The organism is Nostoc sp. CALU 546 (assembly GCF_048836525.1).
In genome coordinates, this window is the sequence record NZ_JAWJTF010000071.1 from 1 (window position 1) to 17,772 (window position 17,772).

The 17,772-nt window shown below is 41.3% G+C and carries 14 protein-coding genes; 9 read left to right on the top strand and 5 right to left on the bottom strand.

Going from position 1 to position 17,772, the window contains the following annotated elements:
- Positions 1 to 798: 798 nt before the first annotated feature.
- Positions 799 to 1,902 (top strand): response regulator, encoded by a 1,104-nt coding sequence (locus RRG12_RS27955; RefSeq protein WP_420761428.1) that lies wholly within the window; start codon positions 799 to 801, stop codon positions 1,900 to 1,902.
- 57 nt (positions 1,903 to 1,959) lie between these two features.
- On the opposite strand, the gene RRG12_RS27960 is transcribed toward RRG12_RS27955, so the two are convergent.
- Complete coding sequence (locus tag RRG12_RS27960) at positions 1,960 to 5,538, bottom strand: AAA-like domain-containing protein (RefSeq protein ID WP_420761429.1); 3,579 nt, start codon at positions 5,536 to 5,538, stop codon at positions 1,960 to 1,962.
- 85 nt (positions 5,539 to 5,623) lie between these two features.
- Between RRG12_RS27960 and RRG12_RS27965 the strand changes: the two genes are divergently transcribed.
- The 3 genes from RRG12_RS27965 to RRG12_RS27975 all read left to right on the top strand — a co-directional run bounded on the left by RRG12_RS27965 (position 5,624) and on the right by RRG12_RS27975 (position 7,278).
- Positions 5,624 to 6,412: a hypothetical protein gene (locus RRG12_RS27965; RefSeq protein ID WP_370684396.1), complete on the top strand. Its 789-nt coding sequence runs from the start codon at positions 5,624 to 5,626 to the stop codon at positions 6,410 to 6,412.
- 193 nt (positions 6,413 to 6,605) lie between these two features.
- Entirely contained in the window at positions 6,606 to 6,920 is a 315-nt protein-coding gene (locus tag RRG12_RS27970; RefSeq protein WP_176726919.1) for a hypothetical protein, read from the top strand.
- On the top strand, positions 6,910 to 7,278 hold the full coding sequence (locus tag RRG12_RS27975) for a pentapeptide repeat-containing protein (RefSeq protein WP_069068727.1): 369 nt from the start codon (positions 6,910 to 6,912) through the stop codon (positions 7,276 to 7,278). The genes RRG12_RS27970 and RRG12_RS27975 overlap by 11 nt, the downstream gene beginning before the upstream one ends.
- A gap of 205 nt (positions 7,279 to 7,483) precedes the next feature.
- Here the strand turns inward: RRG12_RS27975 and RRG12_RS27980 are convergent, their stop codons facing one another.
- Complete coding sequence (locus tag RRG12_RS27980; RefSeq protein ID WP_069068726.1) at positions 7,484 to 8,470, bottom strand: LysR substrate-binding domain-containing protein; 987 nt, start codon at positions 8,468 to 8,470, stop codon at positions 7,484 to 7,486.
- Positions 8,471 to 8,670: 200 nt separating this feature from the next.
- Here RRG12_RS27980 and RRG12_RS27985 point away from each other — a divergent pair, with 200 nt between their 5' ends.
- The 3 genes from RRG12_RS27985 to RRG12_RS27995 all read left to right on the top strand — a co-directional run bounded on the left by RRG12_RS27985 (position 8,671) and on the right by RRG12_RS27995 (position 10,949).
- Entirely contained in the window at positions 8,671 to 9,381 is a 711-nt protein-coding gene (locus tag RRG12_RS27985; RefSeq protein WP_420761430.1) for a cadmium resistance transporter, read from the top strand.
- Positions 9,382 to 9,459: 78 nt separating this feature from the next.
- Entirely contained in the window at positions 9,460 to 10,116 is a 657-nt protein-coding gene (locus tag RRG12_RS27990; RefSeq protein ID WP_420761431.1) for a hypothetical protein, read from the top strand.
- A gap of 404 nt (positions 10,117 to 10,520) precedes the next feature.
- Positions 10,521 to 10,949: a YidH family protein gene (locus RRG12_RS27995; protein ID WP_420761432.1), complete on the top strand. Its 429-nt coding sequence runs from the start codon at positions 10,521 to 10,523 to the stop codon at positions 10,947 to 10,949.
- Between the two features lie 95 nt (positions 10,950 to 11,044).
- On the opposite strand, the gene RRG12_RS28000 is transcribed toward RRG12_RS27995, so the two are convergent.
- Positions 11,045 to 11,767: a class I SAM-dependent methyltransferase gene (locus tag RRG12_RS28000; protein ID WP_069068724.1), complete on the bottom strand. Its 723-nt coding sequence runs from the start codon at positions 11,765 to 11,767 to the stop codon at positions 11,045 to 11,047.
- Positions 11,768 to 12,450: 683 nt separating this feature from the next.
- Between RRG12_RS28000 and RRG12_RS28005 the strand changes: the two genes are divergently transcribed.
- Positions 12,451 to 12,906: a response regulator gene (locus RRG12_RS28005; RefSeq protein WP_069068723.1), complete on the top strand. Its 456-nt coding sequence runs from the start codon at positions 12,451 to 12,453 to the stop codon at positions 12,904 to 12,906.
- A gap of 38 nt (positions 12,907 to 12,944) precedes the next feature.
- On the opposite strand, the gene RRG12_RS28010 is transcribed toward RRG12_RS28005, so the two are convergent.
- Positions 12,945 to 14,069, bottom strand: coding sequence for a hybrid sensor histidine kinase/response regulator (locus RRG12_RS28010; protein ID WP_069068722.1), 1,125 nt, complete (start codon positions 14,067 to 14,069; stop codon positions 12,945 to 12,947).
- Positions 14,070 to 14,106: 37 nt separating this feature from the next.
- Positions 14,107 to 15,444, bottom strand: coding sequence for an ATP-binding protein (locus RRG12_RS28015; RefSeq protein ID WP_420761433.1), 1,338 nt, complete (start codon positions 15,442 to 15,444; stop codon positions 14,107 to 14,109).
- Between the two features lie 1,572 nt (positions 15,445 to 17,016).
- On the opposite strand from RRG12_RS28015, the gene RRG12_RS28020 reads away from it, so the two are divergent.
- Positions 17,017 to 17,739 (top strand): response regulator transcription factor, encoded by a 723-nt coding sequence (locus tag RRG12_RS28020; protein WP_069068737.1) that lies wholly within the window; start codon positions 17,017 to 17,019, stop codon positions 17,737 to 17,739.
- Positions 17,740 to 17,772 lie beyond the last annotated feature (33 nt).

Below are 17,772 nucleotides of genomic sequence, written 5' to 3' on the forward strand. Positions count from 1 at the left end.
GCTTAAGTTGACACCAGTGGTCATTGGGAGAACCCTCAAGACCCTTCGGCTGAACCTTGTTCCTGGCTAACGCAGTTGTTTATGGGAGAAATCCCCAAAACCACACTGCTTCACCGAACCGTATTAGCTCTACAATCACAAACCTAAGTATGACATTGAAGTTTTTAAATGCTTAGTTTTTAATCATACTGTTTCTCTTGATGAAGTTCCCCTCAAGAATAAACTTCTTGGAGAAGTACCCGACAACTTTTGTCACGGCTACAAAAACATAGTTCGTCAGCGCGGATTTAATGTCTAAAAGCCTTGCTTGAGAGCTATTTACATCTACATTACAGTAGATTTTGGTCGCTCCAGACTTTAGTATTAGGGACAAAAAAACCTTTGTAAGAGAATTGAAGTATCTACGATCTTAGGCTGCAAAATACGGATAACAATGATACTTTTGTGACTGATGGGCGAGAGCCAATGGTCTAGGCGTGACACTTGAGTTACTGTTAGATTGGCTAGATTAGCGAAAGATACAGAAAACCAATCTAATTTTTGAAATACTATATCCTGGCAACTAGTCGGGCCATTTTGCTATTGGAAAATAGCATGAATTGGTTTAGTTGTAACTTGTGCTTTATAGCTTAACAGAGATTGGTGAATTAAGAGTTGGGGGGTGTGAAATCTCTGTACTAACTCAAATGTGACCGCTATATTTATCTGAAAGTGCTCCCAACAAATTCGCGGTGAATTCCGAAAAGGTAATTCACTAATTTCGCCTGCAAATGTTAATTTTATTCCAGAGCCATCCCAATGAAGACACTTCCGATTAGTAGATACAGGTTTTTTCAAAAGCTCCAGCCCTTATCTTTGTTGAAAAAAATCACTGGTAAGTCGGTTACTGGTTGTTTGCAAGTGTTTAGCACGTCAGGCTCTTGGTCAATATATATGGACGAGGGTAAGCTAATTTATGCCTGCTACTCAGAGAAAATGTTTGAGCCACTTTACAGAAATTTGCAAAGCTTGAGTCAGCAAATTTCTACTCTCCCTGGCGGAATCAAAGAACAGTTGCGAGCGATATTTGAAACTGGTATTGAAAATCAGGCAATACCAAATCCAGATTATCTGGCTATTTGCTGGTTAGTCAATCAGAAATATATTAGTCCTTCTCAAGCAGCGATACTGATAGAGCAATTGGCGCTAGAAGTTTTGGAGTCATTTCTGAACTTACAAGAGGGGAGTTATGAATTTATTCCCGAAAGCTTTCTGGATGACATGCCAAAGTTTTGTCATCTAAATCTCCGCTTACTAGTTGAACGATGTCAAATGCCTAGAAGCGTTGGCGAAGCCTCTCGTAGAGAAGCGGCTTATTGTCAGACATCGCCAGCCTCTCAATCACATCCCTCAGAATTGTTCAAAATAAATGAGCTAAAACCTAAAAGCAAAAGTACACCAAATTCTTTTAGAAGAAACGGTTATAAACCACCAACTTACTCTATTCATACTAATGATCATAGGGGTCAGCAAATTATCCAACCGCCTGTTGATAAAAAAATCTACACAATCTTTTGTATTGATGACAATCCTACAGTATTGAATACTATTCAAAGTTATTTAGATGAGCAAACTTTTTGTGTTGTCGGAGTCACTGATTCTTTGAAAGCTTTAATGCAGATTGTTCACACAAAACCCGACATAATTTTGTTGGATACTTCGATGCCTAATTTAGACGGATATGAACTCTGCTCTTTGTTGCGTAAACACTCAAGTTTTAAAAATACACCTGTGATTATGGTGTCAGAAAAAGTAGGTTTTATAGAGATGGCTAAAGCTAAGATGGTCAGAGCATCAGGCTATTTAACTAAGCCTTTTACGCAAGGAGATTTACTAAAGGTAATCTTTCAACATATTGTTTAATTTCTTAATATACAAAATTAACAAGTTGCTCAAATTCAATTTGTGGTGTAAGTTTCGTCACTGATTGCAAATAGAGCGATCGCTATTTTCCACTGTTACATTAGTCTTTAAATAATCCCGCACCCAATCACAGCTATATTTCAGCAGGTTGAGATGGAGAATTTTTTCTATATCCCACATAATCACAAGTTGGTCATCTCCCCCAGAGGCGAGGGTTTTGCCATCGGGGCTAAAGGCAACACTGCTCACATTTGAAGTATGTCCATTTAGGGTGACGAGCAAAGTGCCATCGGTCTTCCAGACTTTGATCGTATTGTCAAAACCTGCGGCTGCCAGCATTTGACCATCTGGACTGAATGCTACCCTCGTTAAACCAATACTTTTACCATCTAAGATTCTCACTAGAGTACCATCACGTTTCCAAAGTCGGAGACGACCATCTCCGCCAGTGGAGGCAATAAATTGACTATTCGGGCTAATGGCAACTCCAAAAACTTCACTATGATGCCCTTCTAAGATTCGATCTGGTTTCTCCAACAGGCGATCGCTATTTTCTGAAGTCCAAAGTTTGATGCTACCATCAGCACTGGCAGAGGCGATAAATTGCCCATCTGGACTATAAACAATGTCCCAAATTCGCCCTGTATGTGCCTGGATAATTTGCTGGAGTTGGAACTGTCCATTAGCATCGCGTTGCCAGAGTCTCAGCTTGTAATCAAAACCCACAGTCACCAGCCGATTGCCATCAGGACTGTAGCTAACACCCAAAAGACCGATACCTGGGCCTTCCAGAATGGTTCGCTGATTGCGGTCTAGTTGCCACAGTCTCACAACACCTTTAGAACCAACGATCGCTAAAGTTTGACCATCGGGGCTAAAATCGAGACTCAGCATTCGAGAATCTTCTTCAACAATAGTTCTGGCTAGAGAACCATCGCGTTTCCAAAGTTTGATTTCTTTGCCAGCAACGGAAGCTAAACGTTCCCCATCAGGGCTAAATGCCACCTTCCAGACCATTTCTTGATGGCCATTGAGTAGCTTTACTAAGGGTGAGTTGACTCTCCAGAGTTTGATGGTGTTGTCGTGGCCAGCAGAGGCGAGGGTTTCTCCATCAGGACTGAAGGCGATGGTTTGAATATTTGAGGTATGCCCCTGCAAAGTTCTTAATAAAGTACCATCTCGATTCCACAATCTAACGGTTTTATCAGAACCACCGGAGCCAATAGTCTGCCCATCAGAGCTAAAGGCTACACCAAATACTTCAGCGGTGTGCCCTTTAAAAGTTCTCAGTAGAATCCCTTCTCGATTCCACAGTCGCACCATGTTATCTGCACCGCCAGAGACGAAAGTTTGTCCATCTGGGCTAAAAGCAATACTCCAAATAGTTGCCTTTCCGGCTGTGAATGTTTTGATTAGCGTTCCATCCAATCGCCAAAGCTTATTAGTGCCGCCTACCATGCTAGAAGCGATGATTTGACCATCGGGGCTGAAGGCAATTCCCCATATACCACGCTCATGTTTAAGAGTTCTGATTAAAGTGCCATCTAGTTGCCAAAGCTTAACGCTAAAATCGCCACTGGCAGAAGCGATCGTTTTTCCATCTGGGCTAAAGGCAACTCGCCACACCGCAGATTTATGCCCTTTGAAGATGGTTAATAATTTACCATCGATCGTCCAAAGACGGATAGTGCCATCAATGCCAGCAGCGACTATCTGGCGGCTATCCGGGCTGAAGCGGACGCTATTTATGGTTGCAGTATGTGGTATTGTTCTCACCAGTGTTCCATCCCGCTTCCACAGCTTGACTGTGCGATCAATGCTAGATGAGACAATCCATTGGCCATCGGGGCTGAAATCAACACCTAAGACAATCCCTTGATGCCCTGAAAGGTGATTGAATTCATCAGCACCGTAGACAGCTTGTTCTAATACTTTGCGGGTTTGGAGATCCAGCGTATGTGCATCTGCCAAATTTTGCAGATCGAGCCGTTGAAATTTCCGTCTGGCTTGGATTGCTTGTACCAGTGCATCTAAGCGTTGATTAGAATTAAAACTACCATTGGAAGCAGCTGCGATCGCTCTTACCTCACTCAGCGATGCCTGTCGATTGGCATAGAGTGTTATGATTCCCAAGATAATCGCTGCTACTAGAGCCACACTTACCCCTAACAGTAGTCGTTGCTGAAGACGGGCGTTCTTTTGTTCACTTGCCAATCGCGCTTCAGTTTCTTTGAGCCGTTCTACTTCTAGTTTTTGCTGGACTTCCCGACGTTCCAATTCTTGGCTAGCTGCTAAAAATCGATAGTCCAAATCGCTGAGACTTTTTCGCTGAGTCCAGTCCAAGACCTCTTGTAAGGCATTCCCCCGCAACAGGCGCGACTCATCTTGAAAGTCCGATGCTACCCAAGCATTAAATGGCTGTGAATAAGGGCGCAGATTGTCTAACTGCTTTAACACCCATTCAGCATTGAAAATACTGCGGTAGATCGGATTTTTAATTCTGAGATAGCCGTTATACCTTTCAACTACTCCCGATAGTAAAAGCTCTGTCTGTTCTCGACTATCATCTGTAGGCATGGGAGATATTGGAGATAGAGGATGCCAAGAGTCGCTAGTGTCTTCATTCTTTACCTCCTCTATTTCCTCCGCTTGCAATACCTGCTGATAAAGACCTAACAAGCGTCCTGCTTGTTGTTGGTTGAAAAGTAGGCGATCGCGAATAGTACGAAGGTGTTCGGGTTCATCTTGTGATTCCCAGTGTTGGATAATTTGCGATCGCACCAATTCTTCTACCCAATACGCCTCAGTTTTCGGGGATAGGATAATTTTTCGATCTGATGTCTTTAAGGCAGCTTGAAGAATTAATTGACAAAGTTTTTGAGTTAGAAACGGTTGTCCCCCTGTCCAGTAGATTACCTCTTGCAGCACTATTTCTGGTTGGCTGATTGCTCCCTTTAACCCATCTAGCAATGGGTTAGCTTCATGCAATCGAAAGCCGTATAACTCTATAGCTGTTCCAATATTAAAAGGTGTCCGGCGTTTGTCAGCAATTAAATCAGATGGACTGGCTACTCCAAACAATGCAAAGCCCAGGCGTCGAAAATTCGGATCGTGTGCCTGCTGATTGTAGCAATGACGAATCCAGGCAAAAAAGTCATTGACCGGAAAATTTAAACTCAGTAAACTATCAATCTCATCAATGAAGATGAAAATGCCTTTGGCTTTGCCATCTCCTTCACAATCGCTCTTGACATTTGGCAGCAAAATTTCTTCAACAAACTGGTGTAGCTTTTGTACAGGAGAAAGACCTGCTTGCATATCCCACCATTGCTTAAAGTTAACGTGTTCCACCAGATTTAACCCGTAGAACATGCTGACAATGATTCCTTTATACCATTGTGCTGATGTCGTATCCTCACTACCCAATTGAGTTACGTCTAAGTAAACACATTTATAGCCTTCTGACTTGAGACGACGACTTATTCGCTGTAGTAGAGATGATTTACCCATTTGGCGAGAGTTAAAAACATAGCAAAAATCACCACCTTTGAGACTGGTATAAAGTTTTTCGTCTGCCTGACGTACAACATAAGTGGGATCATCACTGTGGAGGCTACCGCCAACTTGGTATCTCATGCAAAATTGTGATTGGGAAAGGAGGAGTCAGAATTCAGGAGTCAGGAGTCAGAATTCAGGAGTCAGGATTCAGAATACTATATCTATGGCACACCGTCTCCTTCGCAAAGGGTCTTGTAGAGAAAAATGGAGACTAATGGGTATATTGGTGATGCGATGCCTAGATTGGGCTACGCCTACGCAGATAGAGAAACGACGGCGCAATGATTTGCCTTTGCTCAAAGTCAGTGAGTTGGTTGAATCAGTCAAATTCTGTTTTTGTCTAACCATAGCTAACCTTGACCCGGAAAACATGGCAGATTACTTGAATAAGTACCAAAAGTCTGACAGGAAAACCATACTAATGAGAATTTGGACTACTACTGCTGTGCTAGCTTCTTTTTGGCTAATATCTGGAGTCATAAGTTCTGAGCCAATCAACGCTGCTGCTGTTTTGGTACAAAATGCTATATCGTCTCCGACACCAACGAATGCTAAACAGATTACTGTCAGTAACACCGAGTTTGGGCTGAAGAGAGTTGACTCTAAAGGAAACGTTACCATTTTCCAGACAAAAAGAGTGCCACTTCAGGAAGGAAATGCCTATGGATGGCGGATTAAACTCAAAGACTACCAAGGTGAAGTGAAATGGCGCGAAGTCTTGCGTTTACCAAAACCTCCAGAAACTTGGGGTACAGATAGTGGTGAAGATTTCTCAATGTCAGCAGACGGAAAGACATCTGTGACGCGGCGCACACAATCGGCTCCAGAGGGTGTGATTGAGAATTTTTGGACGATTACTCCTGGCGATCCAGTTGGTAAGCATAGAATAGAAGTCTATATTGATGACCGTTTGATCAGCACTTTCGAGTTTGAAATGATCCCAGTTAAGTAGATGTGAAAGGTATTGAGACTTGGGGACTGGGTATTGGGTATTGGGTATTGGGTATTGGGTATTGGGTATTGGGTATTGGGTATTGGGTATTTGGTATTAAGTAAGAAAACTTTTCCCCATTCCCCATTCCCCATTCCCCTAAAACTGAGGAGTATCTTAGAGATAGAAGTTTGATTCTTGTTGGGTGGCGATCGTGAATACAGAGGAATTCCTGCGATTGATCGAAAAGCAGCGCCCATGTCCTCAGACATTGCCAAAAGGGCTGCAAGCAATGTGGTATGACAAGAAAGGTGATTGGAGTAAAGCTCATGAAATAGTTGCAAATGCCAGCGATGCCGATAGTGCCTGGGTTCATGCTTACCTGCACCGCAAAGAGGGCGATTTCAACAATGCCCATTTCTGGTATCTACGCAGTGGTCAGCCAGAATTTCCAGGAGAACTAAGCCAAGAATGGGAACAAATAACTTCTGTATTGCTAAAGAAGGTGAACGCGACGCATGAATGCTGAAGAATTAAAAAGGCGTTTTGCCGCAGGGGAAAGATATTTTCCAGCTGTCAACTTGAGTAGTAACAAGCTGATTGGAGCCTATTTGCCTGGAATTAATTTATGGGGAGCAGATTTGAGTGGAGCTAACCTAGCTAAAGCTAAACTCTGGGGAGCAGATTTGAGTGGAACTAATTTAGCCAAAGCAAACTTGACCAGAGCTAATTTGAGCGGTGTCAAACTGAATGAAGCAAATCTCCGGGGAGCAAAACTCAACTATGCCAAGTTGTATGGAGCGAATCTAACTGGCGCTTACTACGATGAAAGTACGCGGTTTTCTAGAGGTTTTGACCCCATTAGTAGAAATATGCGGAAGGTGTGAAGGGGACTGGGGAATGGGGAAAAGTTTCATCTTGTTCCCAGCCTCCAGGCTGGGAACGAATTCTGCGAGGCTCTGCCTCTGGTTAAGCCGCTGGAGGCGGAGCCTCCCAGAATGGGTTCCCAGCCTCTAGGCTGGGAACCAGTCAGGAAAAGGGCTTTATCTTAACTTAGTGCCATTCGGATTAGTCCCCAATTCACAATCCTCTTTAAATAATTGATATATGTTTATCTGAGCTATCTAACATAGACGATACCAACATTTGTTCAAAGACTTTGGAAAGAGCAGTTTGAAAACGCTGACGATGCTTGAGTTTGAAAAAAGGTCTAACTATTTCTGCGTAGGTGTAGCCCAACTTAGGCATCGCACCGTTGCTTTCTCTATTATCAATAACTCGAATTGCCCGCAGAGTCCCTAGCTGGATTTCTTTTTTTACCATCAACTCAGAAATTCCAGTTGCACCTACGCCATTTTCAATCGCTGCTTTTGCCATCTCTCCACTAGTGAACACTAAAATTACATTCAGTTCACTAAGATTGATTCCCCAATTTTGCAACGCTTCCTCAAATCTTTGCTGGGTTCCAGATTCCCGCACCCGCATCACCCAGGGAGTCTGAGTTAGTTGGCTTAAATCAACTTCTCCCCACTCAAACCAAGGGTGGTTTTGACCGACCACAATTTGCAAGCGATCGCTCCCCACTATTTCATAGTCTAAAGTATTCTGAAGCGCTGGCTTTACATCTCCTTCCACCAAACCTAAATCAAACTGTCCCATCGCTGTACCGACACAAATCGTTTCTGCATTGGCAAGGGTACAGTCAATTTGGATACCAGGATATTGGCTCTTAAACTCACTAATCTTACTTGGTAGCCAGTAGTTACCAATTGTCAGACTTGAACCTAATTTCAATTCACCCCGTTGCAGATTGTTCAATTCTCGCAATCCCCTTTCAGTTAAGGAAACTTGATCAAGAATTTTCTGCGCTTCCACTTGCAGTAATTTACCCGCTTCAGCAATCTCGATATGGCGACCAATCCGATGAAACAGTTTCACTCCGTATTCTTGCTCTAAGTTGTGGATCGCTGCACTAACGGCAGGTTGTGTAATATAAAGCTCCTCTGCTGCACGAGTAAAGTGTAAATTGTGCGCCACAGCTAGAAAGATTTTTAGCTGTTCAAGCGTCATTCCTGCCATTTATGGTATCCCTACAACTTGGTGTCAAATTTTTAATCACTTCCATTTATCATTTTGACAAATAAAAGCATTTGATTCTATCGGTTAGTTTGACTAAAGTATAAATCAAGGCTTTCTACTTAGTCATTGGTCATTTGTCCTTTGTAAATGACCAATGCCTCACGCTCAATTACCAAGCATCAAAATAAGGATTTCCACAAATGAGTGGTTTAGTAACTGCAATTACCACAGGGATCACGGCGTTCACTGCCACCAACATCGATGATATTGTCATTTTGACGTTGCTTTTTTCACAAATAAGTAAAACGTTTCGCAGTCGTCACATCCTTGCTGGTCAGTATCTCGGTTTTGCTGCATTGATCATTGCTAGCCTTCCCGGTTTCTTTGGTGGACTCATCATACCCCAGGACTGGATTAGACTACTTGGTTTAATGCCAATAATCATTGGTGTAAGCAGTTTACTGAAACGTGAAGAAGATTCACCAGAGGAAGCCGAAGCAGAAACCGAGCCGTCTTGTCCCTCTGTACTTGCCAGTTTTATCTCTCCACAAACTTGCAATGTCGCTGCGATCGCCTTTGCCAATGGTAGTGATAACATCAGCGTGTATGTGCCTCTGTTTGCCAACTCGGAATTAGATAGTCTATTAGTGATACTAAGTGTATTTTTTACGCTAGTTGGCGTATGGTGTTATACCGCTTATAAATTAACCTACTTGCCTGCGATCGCAAACTTTTTAACTGAAAACGGCAACACTTTTGTGCCTTGTATCTTGATTGGTTTGGGCGTGTTTATAGTCACAGAAAATGTTACTTGGACTCTTTTATCTGTAGTTTCTAGTTATATATTCTCATTGATTTTAGGTTCCAATACTCAGCAGCCTAGTCAAGAACAAGAAAAATTAACTGTCTAAAAAAGGGGCATCATGAACTTACTCACCAAAATGAATTTCCAACTGCAAAATATCTTATCTATCAACAGGAATCAAAACATGAAAATCTGGAAATCTCTGCTTATTCTCTTAATGATTGTCGCCAATTTCGCCTTTGCTCAACCTTCTTTTGCTGATAGACCAAAATTTAGCAAAAACCCTGATTACATCGAAGTCACTAAAGCACTTAATAAACTGACTCAGACAAAAGATGCCCAAACTCAAGTTGAAGGTCTGACACCAGAAGAAATTCAAAAGAGAACTGAGGAATTAACTCTGCAAAAATATGCTTTAGAGACGGGAATTAACTGGGGTCAATGCGAAAATCAAACAGGTAATACCATAGCAGTATATGGCAAAAGACCAAATGATGAAGACGATGAAGATGCTGTATACGACAACGGTCTGTATTTTCTAGCTGATGGTCAGTCCACTAAGAATAACTGGGATTGTGATGGCATTTATCTACCAAATGATGTCAAGGTAGCAAATTTTACTTCTAGTCCTAATGGGCAAGGTCAAGAATTGACAGGAGCGGCTGCTCTCAAGATACTTGATGGAACTCAGTTAGTGATTAAGACGAATCCAGATACAGCTGCGATTGAATTGAATGTTCCGACTGTGAAAGTTCTCAACAGCAAAGAAGCTAACTGGTTTATCCCAGATATATCGCAAGATATCATAAATACACGAGTTCCTAATGCACCTAGCAATTAGTCTTGAAATAGAACTGCATATTCTATTTTTGAATGATTGTTCTAAATTTAAATAGGGTAACAGCCAAAATCAGAGACAAAAGCAGGAAAAGTACTGGTGAAAAATCTCTTTGATCTCGGCTGTTTTTTTATGACCCCTATATTAATTGCAGTTGCTCTATACCATCAATTACGAATTACGTTAGCGGAGCGGGGCGTTAGCCCATTACGAATTACGAATTATTCGGTCAGGCTTGTTTTATTTAGATATCTGCATTAAAATAAATTTTGACAAAAATGTACAATCATAATAAATATATTTCATTAGGGCAATTATTGGGCCGGGTACAAGTCATCTGGAAAGAGATTTCCTACTACCTTCGCATTTTTTTGATCAGAGCCGCTTTGGGGATAAGGGTGTTATTGATGCAGTTAAAATTGAAACCTACAGAAGAAGATAAAGAGAAAAAAAAGGCAGGACGATTGAATCCGTCCCGAATCCGAGATCACTTAGCAAATGAGCGTACCTACCTCGCTTGGATGCGGACAGGAATTGCTCTTTTAGGTTTTGGTGTCGTCATTGTGCGTCTGCGTGCCTTCCAAGTACCTTTGATACCCCGTCCTGGCAACGGCTGGAAATTAGGTTTAGTCTTCTCCCTGGTGGGTTTAATGACAGTGTGGCTCTCAACGTCGCACTATTTTGCTGTTCGTCGTCATATCGAAGAAGATACTTATGAACCAACAGACCGCTGGGTGTTGTTGTTCAGTCTGGCTGTGATGATTCTCGGCGCTGGGGTAATTTATTTTGTTTTTACAACTTCTTTAGATCCAATGAGTCCACTTATCCCTGAGTAATACAGCAGAATTCAGAACTTAGAATGGGCTACGCCTATTACGCTTTCTGTTGGACAAGAAGCCTACTGTGTAAGCGAAGCGTCACTGTAGGTAGTTCAGAATCGGATTTTATACAACTCGAATAATTCCCCTGATTTTTGCGCGACTACTTTAGCACCAGCCGCTTTAATCGTTTTTTCCCACTTAGCCAAAGGCTCTAAAAACACCTCGGCCCCTAAATAGGTTTCCAGAACTGCCCAATCTTCTGCTAAAGGTTGTTCTGGATTGAGGATGTCGAAGACAAAATGTCCACCTGGTTTTAACACCCGCTTGACTTCTGCCAATACAGCATTCCAGTATTCGAGGGGAAAATAGCAGCTGAATCCGGTGGCGATCGCTAAGTCAAATTGCTCTGATGGATAGTTTAGCTGATGAGCTGCCCCCAACTCAACACCTTTGAACAGCTTAGAATTCAACTGCGGCCCACGGGAATTAAGGGTATCGCGTGCTATATTACTGATTTCTTGCCCATAAAACAACGCTTGCCAATCCCGCCAAGGATAAATTAAAAAGCTGATCCCACAGCCAATATCTATACAGTGCTGGTTTTTTTGAGGTTTAGCAATTTCCCAGAAAGGGGAAGCAATTCTCCCTGAAAAACTCCCAGCCATCCACTCGCGGAATATCGGCATCGCCTGGACTTCTGTTGGGAGTTCAAATGTTTCACCTTGATACTCTCGGTTAAAGCGATAGGCTATTTGGGCTAATCTTTCGTCCCACTGGGTTGATTTGGGTGAACTAAAGAGATTTTGGAACTGAGAATCGGACTTTTTAGACATTTAGGTTTTTGCTACTCTTTCTAAGGATTGTAGTCAAATTCGCTTTGCGATCGCTAAATAAATATCAATAATCTAGCAATAAATTTCTCCATAGGCATAGCCCATCGTAGACATTGCATTATGATAAAGTAGTAGGCAGTATTGGATAACTAATGATTGTCAACAAGAAAGCAGTATCTAATAATTAGCTAATTCCTCTCAGAAACCTATCAAAATTAATCTGTTGATTTGCTTACTTGTAAAAACCTATGCAAGCAATTGCAATTGCTTCTGTAGAACAAATCAAGATGATGTTGAAATTATATCCAGTACGCAAATTAGAGTAGGGAATTTAACAGTTAATAACTGAGATTACTTATTTATTCAGGATCTTTAAAATCTAAAAGCACACATAAGTCAAGCGATACTGTTATAAATAATTTTCTGATATTTCTATATAAACTTGTGATGAACTCATTCAGAAAATATTCTGTAATTTTGCGTATAATCGAAAAGTATCTGCTAAACCTCTCAGCTTGAGGTTGTCTTACCTCAGCAACCTTTGTTTCGGTAAGAATATATTAACTAGGCAAAAGCAAAACACACACCAATCCCGACTGAACACTATTCTTTTGTTCGCAGGAAGCATCGTCTTTATCTCCCAATAATGACGATAAATCCTAATAAAATCTTCTGGAGAAGAGATGTATTTGGCAAATTCATTCATGAGTGATGAAAAGAAGCAAAACTCTCACCAGCCTTTGATTTTGGCAGTGGAAGACCATGATGATAGTCTCCTCCTAATTAGTTATGCCCTTGAGTCAATGGGTTGTAGATTTATTTGTCAAACAGATTGTTCTGCAACAGTTCTGGTAGCTAAAGAGTATCAACCAGACTTAATTTTGTTGGATATTTTGTTACCAGGACTTAGCGGTATCGATGTTATACGTCATCTGAAGCAAGAACCCCTAACTTGCACAATTCCAGTGGTAGCAGTCACAGCTTTAGCTAGCAGGGAGGATAAAGAACGTATCCTGAAAGCGGGGTTTAATGATTACATCAGCAAACCCTATATGATCGAGGACTTAGAGGCTACAATTAGCCGCGGACTTGGGAAAAGATTGGGTGTTCACTCCGCTTTTGAGCTTTGTCAGGATTAGCAGTCCAGCAAAGAGATATAACGGTGAAGGACAAGAACTTAAGTGTTCTTGGGTAGTTGCAAAGTAAATAAACTACCTTTACCCAATTCAGAAGTAACCTGGATAGTTCCTGCGTGCCCCTCTACAATCCGGTGGGATAGATGTAGTCCTAAGCCACTACCTGAGCGTTTATTTCTGCCTTGGCGAAATCGCTCGAAAATTGTTGCTTGATCTTCAGGCGCAATTCCATATCCTGTATCTTGTATCTCAATTGTCACTGAATCTGAATTTCCTGGATGAGGTGATGTTTCAAAAATACGGATTGTTATGCCTCCTGTATCTGTAAATTTGATAGCATTTGCGATCAAGTTGTTTAGCACTCGCCGTAGTTCCAAGCGATCGCCCATAATAATACCAGCTTTTTTACCGAGTGGATCTAATTTACTGGTGTCTATTTTCAGAGTCAAACCTTTTTCATTAGTTAAAGGAAGTAGCTCGCTCACTACTTCTTGAGATATCTCACGTAAATCGCAGACCTCCCAATTCAACGTTTTTTTACCTGCCTCAAAGCGATAGACTTCTAACAGGGTGTTCACCATTTCCATTAAATTTTGGTTGCTGCGAATCATAACTGCGATCGCCTGTTTCATTTCCGGCGAAATTTTGCAGAATGTTTCCATTTCAAACAAACTCAACATCCGATCGGCGGCTACTAAAGGAGTTCGCAAATCATGAGTCAGACGGGAAACAAAGTCTTCCCGTTGGCGGGCCATTTTTTGTTGTTCGTCTAGACTTTGCTTGAGACGCAATAGCGATCGCACTCGTGCCAGTAGTTCATCAGTATCAAATGGTTTCCGAATAAAATCGTCAGCACCAGCATCCAAACCTTCAACAACGCTGGATTCATGAAAAGCAGTAATTAACAGAATTGGAATGTAAGAGATTGCAGGGTTCTTCCGAATTCGACGAGTGACTTCATAACCATCCATCCCCGGCATCATTACATCTAACAGAATCAGATCGGGTGGAGATTGGTCAATTTGCCGCAAAGCCTTTATTCCATCTGAAGCCAAATCAATTTCATATCCCTCACTTTCTAAAATTGTTTGAACCAAAATAAGATTATCTCGAGTGTCGTCAACTGCGAGGATACGATAAATTTTATTATTTTCAACTACAGACATGATTTATCTATTTTTATCAGTTTTTTTGGTAAGTAATTTATAGTTTAAATTTAGGATATCCTATTGGTGCTTTCCTAGATTGAGAAGATGATTGATGCGGATTTTTAGCAGAGCAAAAAACCCCATCGCCATCTAATTCTTGTGAAGCTAGAGCATCGGCTCCTACAGTCGGCAATGTGATTTGACGTGGCAATTCAATTTTAAACATTGAGCCGATACCCAACTTGCTCTCAAGAAAGATTTTGCCACCCATCATTCGCACCAGGGAATCTACAATTGCTAAACCCAGACCTGTGCCTGGATATTTGCGAGTGATAGTTTGATCGACTTGCCGAAATGCTTCAAAAATACGTTTAAAATCCCTAGGTGCTATGCCAATACCTGTATCTCGAACAATAATTGATACTCGATTTGCAGGCAGTTCTTGAACCTCAATCCAAATCTCACCAGAATCCGTGAATTTAATGGCGTTGGAGAGCAGGTTAATTAAAATCTGTTTGACACGGACTGGATCATTAAATACCAAAGGATTTTGCGAATCTATTTGAACCAACAATGAGAGATTTTTGGCATCAGATAGGGAACGCATTTCACCCACAGCGAGATTTATTACCTTTGATATATCAAATATTTCCGCCTTTAAATCTAATTGTCCTACCTCCAGTTTAGAAAAGTCGAGAACTTCATTGAGTAACATCAGCAAATGTTTGCCATTATTCAAAATGCGTTCAATCATATCTGCTTGCTGGTGCGTTAGTTGACCAAACTTAGGACGCAACAGTATTTGCGAAAAACCAATAATTGCATTCATTGGCGTTCTGAGTTCGTGGGACATAGTTGCTAAAAAATGTGATTTTAGCAGTGATGCCTCCGATAGCTTGAAGTTTTGCATTTGAATCTGTTGCTTTTGTCTCTCCAACTCTTGATTCTTACGAGTAAGTTGTTCATGACTTTCTCTGAGTTGCTGGTTTGCCAAAGCTGCCTCCATTTCAGCCCGATAAATCCGAATCGCACTCCGCAAAACCTGTGCCAAGGCTTCTGGAGATATCCTAGACTTAGAGAGATAGTCTGTAGCACCAGCTTCGATTAATTGAACAGCAATTTGTTCATCTCCTTGACCAGTTAAGACTACTAAAGGAACTTGAATTTCCGAAGAACGTAGCTGTTGGATCAAGGTTAGTCCATCCTGGTCTGGTAAACGATAGTCGAGAAAAACACAATCATAGGCAGTAGTGCTTAAAGCGGAGAACGCGTCATTACCATCGCCTACTTCAGACAGTTCCATCTGAACACCTGCTTTAGTCAGGGCACAACGAACTCTCATCCGGTCTACTTCGTCATCGTCTACAACCAAAATTTTCAGCGTCTCTTCCATCGGTTTTTATTTTCGCCGCCAAACATAGGTTGATGTATAACATTTCTCTTTTCAGATTATCCAACTAAAGAATATAAGATTTCGGACATCTAAAATCTGTAACTTGATTGACTAAGACATTTTGCATAATATCCAGTATCTGTTAAGCCTTGCCATTATCTCAACAAAGGTATTGAAAGGTAAAAGGCTTCAGATAGATGCACTTTGGGCATTTACTTGGGTCAAATTCAGTCTGTTGTATCCTCAATCTGATTAATTTACCAGAGTCTGGGAATTAAACTCCTAGCAAATGACCAATAGTTCTCAAAAAATTAGCAATTAACAAACTGAAAACTATTGATCTGAAAACAGCAGACAGAGCTGATATAAAGTAAAATAAAATACTTTACTAAGCTTAAAACAATTGTAAATGAGTGAACAAGCGACCGTCGTCAGCCATTGGTGAGAGTTGCATACGATTATGGTGTACCATAAGCTTGAACAGTTTTACCCATTAGATTGATTAGATTAGGTCAATAAGAAAGTACTGCCTATCTCTATTTGTGAATCTTAAGTAATCCTACCTCCTAATAACTTTGACAATTTTCTTAACATCGCTAGACCTGTGTTAGTATTTTTTTGGCGATCGCAGACTTTCGGTGTTTGGAAAAATACCAAGACTGACCGTAAATTTTAGTAAAAATAACACCTGCTTCCAAACATCTACGAGGTTGACGCACGCCTGATTACTCTTCCTAGTTGTGCTGGAATTCCTTTTGAGATTGTCCACCATCAAGCCTGACTTTTGACGTTATGTGGAAAAATCAACAAAAGACCTAATCCCTGAGCAAGCTTCCCTACAAAAATTGGGCGAGAATTTTAAAGCCTCTCTCCTTTTAGGCTACGGTGTATACACAAGTCTTTCTCACCCCCTCTAACTCCCCCTTGCCAAGGGGGAGAACCGGATATTTCCACTCTTAGCAAGGGACAAAACCGGATATTTCCCCCTTGGCAAGGGGAGACTAAGAGGGGTAAATTCAGGATTTGGGCTTCATTACCAAGATGTGTGTACATCGACCGTAGCTCCTTTTAGGGGAGAGGTTTGGAGACAGGTGTTCCATATCCCGTGAAAAATCAGACTAACAAGCTCGCGACAAAGTTTGATTCAGTATTTCCTCCTGTCTCCTGCCCTCTGCCTCTCCTGATTAAAAATCGCTCCAAACCATCCTTCTACTTTCTCGTAAAGCAAATTCGACCTTTGTAATTTGTCCATTTTCGTAAGCTTTTTTCAAAGCTTCATACAAAATAATAGTAATTAACAAATGGAACATGGCAACTCAAAGCTGAATTGTAAGCAAGAGAGAGCAATTTGGCGTTCGTCTCAATATTTCATACTTTTTGTGCAACTATCCATATATCTCCAGCTAGATTTGTCCTCTATCGAAATATAAAAAAATCAGTTATTTATTATTTCTATCGGTGGATGCAGACTGGTTGAAATATCATCTATCTTTAGTTTGGGAAAATTAAGAGATAGGGCTGACAAAAGGTAATACTTTGAAAGATGCAAACAGCGTAAGAGTGAATGTAGCGATGAATGAAATTAGTATTATTTTAATTGAAGATCATGACTTAACGCGAATGGGGCTACGAGCGGCATTACAGTCTCACAGTGCATTGAAAGTAATTGGCGAAGCAGCAAATGCTACCCAAGGATTAAAACTTTTAGAAACGGCAAAGCCAGATGTAGCTGTGGTAGATATCGGCTTGCCTGATATGGATGGCATCGAACTCACCCGAAAATTCAAACGTCACCAAGCTGAAACTGGGCAAACAACAACGAAGATTCTGATCCTAACAATGGATCATACAGAAGATGCTGTACTTGCAGCTTTTGCGGCGGGTGCTGATTCTTATTACATGAAAGAAACAAGCATCAGTAAATTAACGGAGGCAATCCAAGCAACTTACGCTGGAAACTCTTGGATTGATCCGGCAATAGCCAATGTGGTATTGCGGAAGATGCGCCAAGGTATTCCTGGAGAAAGCCAAAGCTCTGATAAGCCAAAGACTGTAAAAATTGAGGCGCTGGCGTCAGAATATGAGCAAGTTTTAGAAACATACCCCCTGACTCAACGGGAATTGGAAATCCTAGAGTTGATTGTAGCTGGGTGTAGCAATGGACAAATTGCTGAGAAACTCTACATTACAGTTGGTACTGTAAAAACCCATGTTCGCAATATTCTAAATAAACTGTGTGCTGATGACCGTACCCAAGCTGCTGTGAGGGCCTTACGTTCTGGTTTGGTGGCCTGAGGAGTGCTGAGTGCTGAGTGCTGAGTTATAGAG

What these genes read in the sequence shown, in the direction of transcription:
- RRG12_RS27955 (WP_420761428.1), top strand. Translation starts at nt 799, where the DNA reads ATGAAGACACTTCCGATTAGTAGATACAGGTTTTTTCAAAAGCTCCAG.
- RRG12_RS27960 (WP_420761429.1), bottom strand. Translation starts at nt 5,538, where the DNA reads ATGAGATACCAAGTTGGCGGTAGCCTCCACAGTGATGATCCCACTTAT.
- RRG12_RS27965 (WP_370684396.1), top strand. Translation starts at nt 5,624, where the DNA reads ATGGCACACCGTCTCCTTCGCAAAGGGTCTTGTAGAGAAAAATGGAGA.
- RRG12_RS27975 (WP_069068727.1), top strand. Translation starts at nt 6,910, where the DNA reads ATGAATGCTGAAGAATTAAAAAGGCGTTTTGCCGCAGGGGAAAGATAT.
- RRG12_RS27980 (WP_069068726.1), bottom strand. Translation starts at nt 8,470, where the DNA reads ATGGCAGGAATGACGCTTGAACAGCTAAAAATCTTTCTAGCTGTGGCG.
- RRG12_RS27985 (WP_420761430.1), top strand. Translation starts at nt 8,671, where the DNA reads ATGAGTGGTTTAGTAACTGCAATTACCACAGGGATCACGGCGTTCACT.
- RRG12_RS27990 (WP_420761431.1), top strand. Translation starts at nt 9,460, where the DNA reads ATGAAAATCTGGAAATCTCTGCTTATTCTCTTAATGATTGTCGCCAAT.
- RRG12_RS27995 (WP_420761432.1), top strand. Translation starts at nt 10,521, where the DNA reads ATGCAGTTAAAATTGAAACCTACAGAAGAAGATAAAGAGAAAAAAAAG.
- RRG12_RS28000 (WP_069068724.1), bottom strand. Translation starts at nt 11,767, where the DNA reads ATGTCTAAAAAGTCCGATTCTCAGTTCCAAAATCTCTTTAGTTCACCC.
- RRG12_RS28005 (WP_069068723.1), top strand. Translation starts at nt 12,451, where the DNA reads ATGTATTTGGCAAATTCATTCATGAGTGATGAAAAGAAGCAAAACTCT.
- RRG12_RS28010 (WP_069068722.1), bottom strand. Translation starts at nt 14,069, where the DNA reads ATGTCTGTAGTTGAAAATAATAAAATTTATCGTATCCTCGCAGTTGAC.
- RRG12_RS28015 (WP_420761433.1), bottom strand. Translation starts at nt 15,444, where the DNA reads ATGGAAGAGACGCTGAAAATTTTGGTTGTAGACGATGACGAAGTAGAC.
- RRG12_RS28020 (WP_069068737.1), top strand. Translation starts at nt 17,017, where the DNA reads ATGAATGAAATTAGTATTATTTTAATTGAAGATCATGACTTAACGCGA.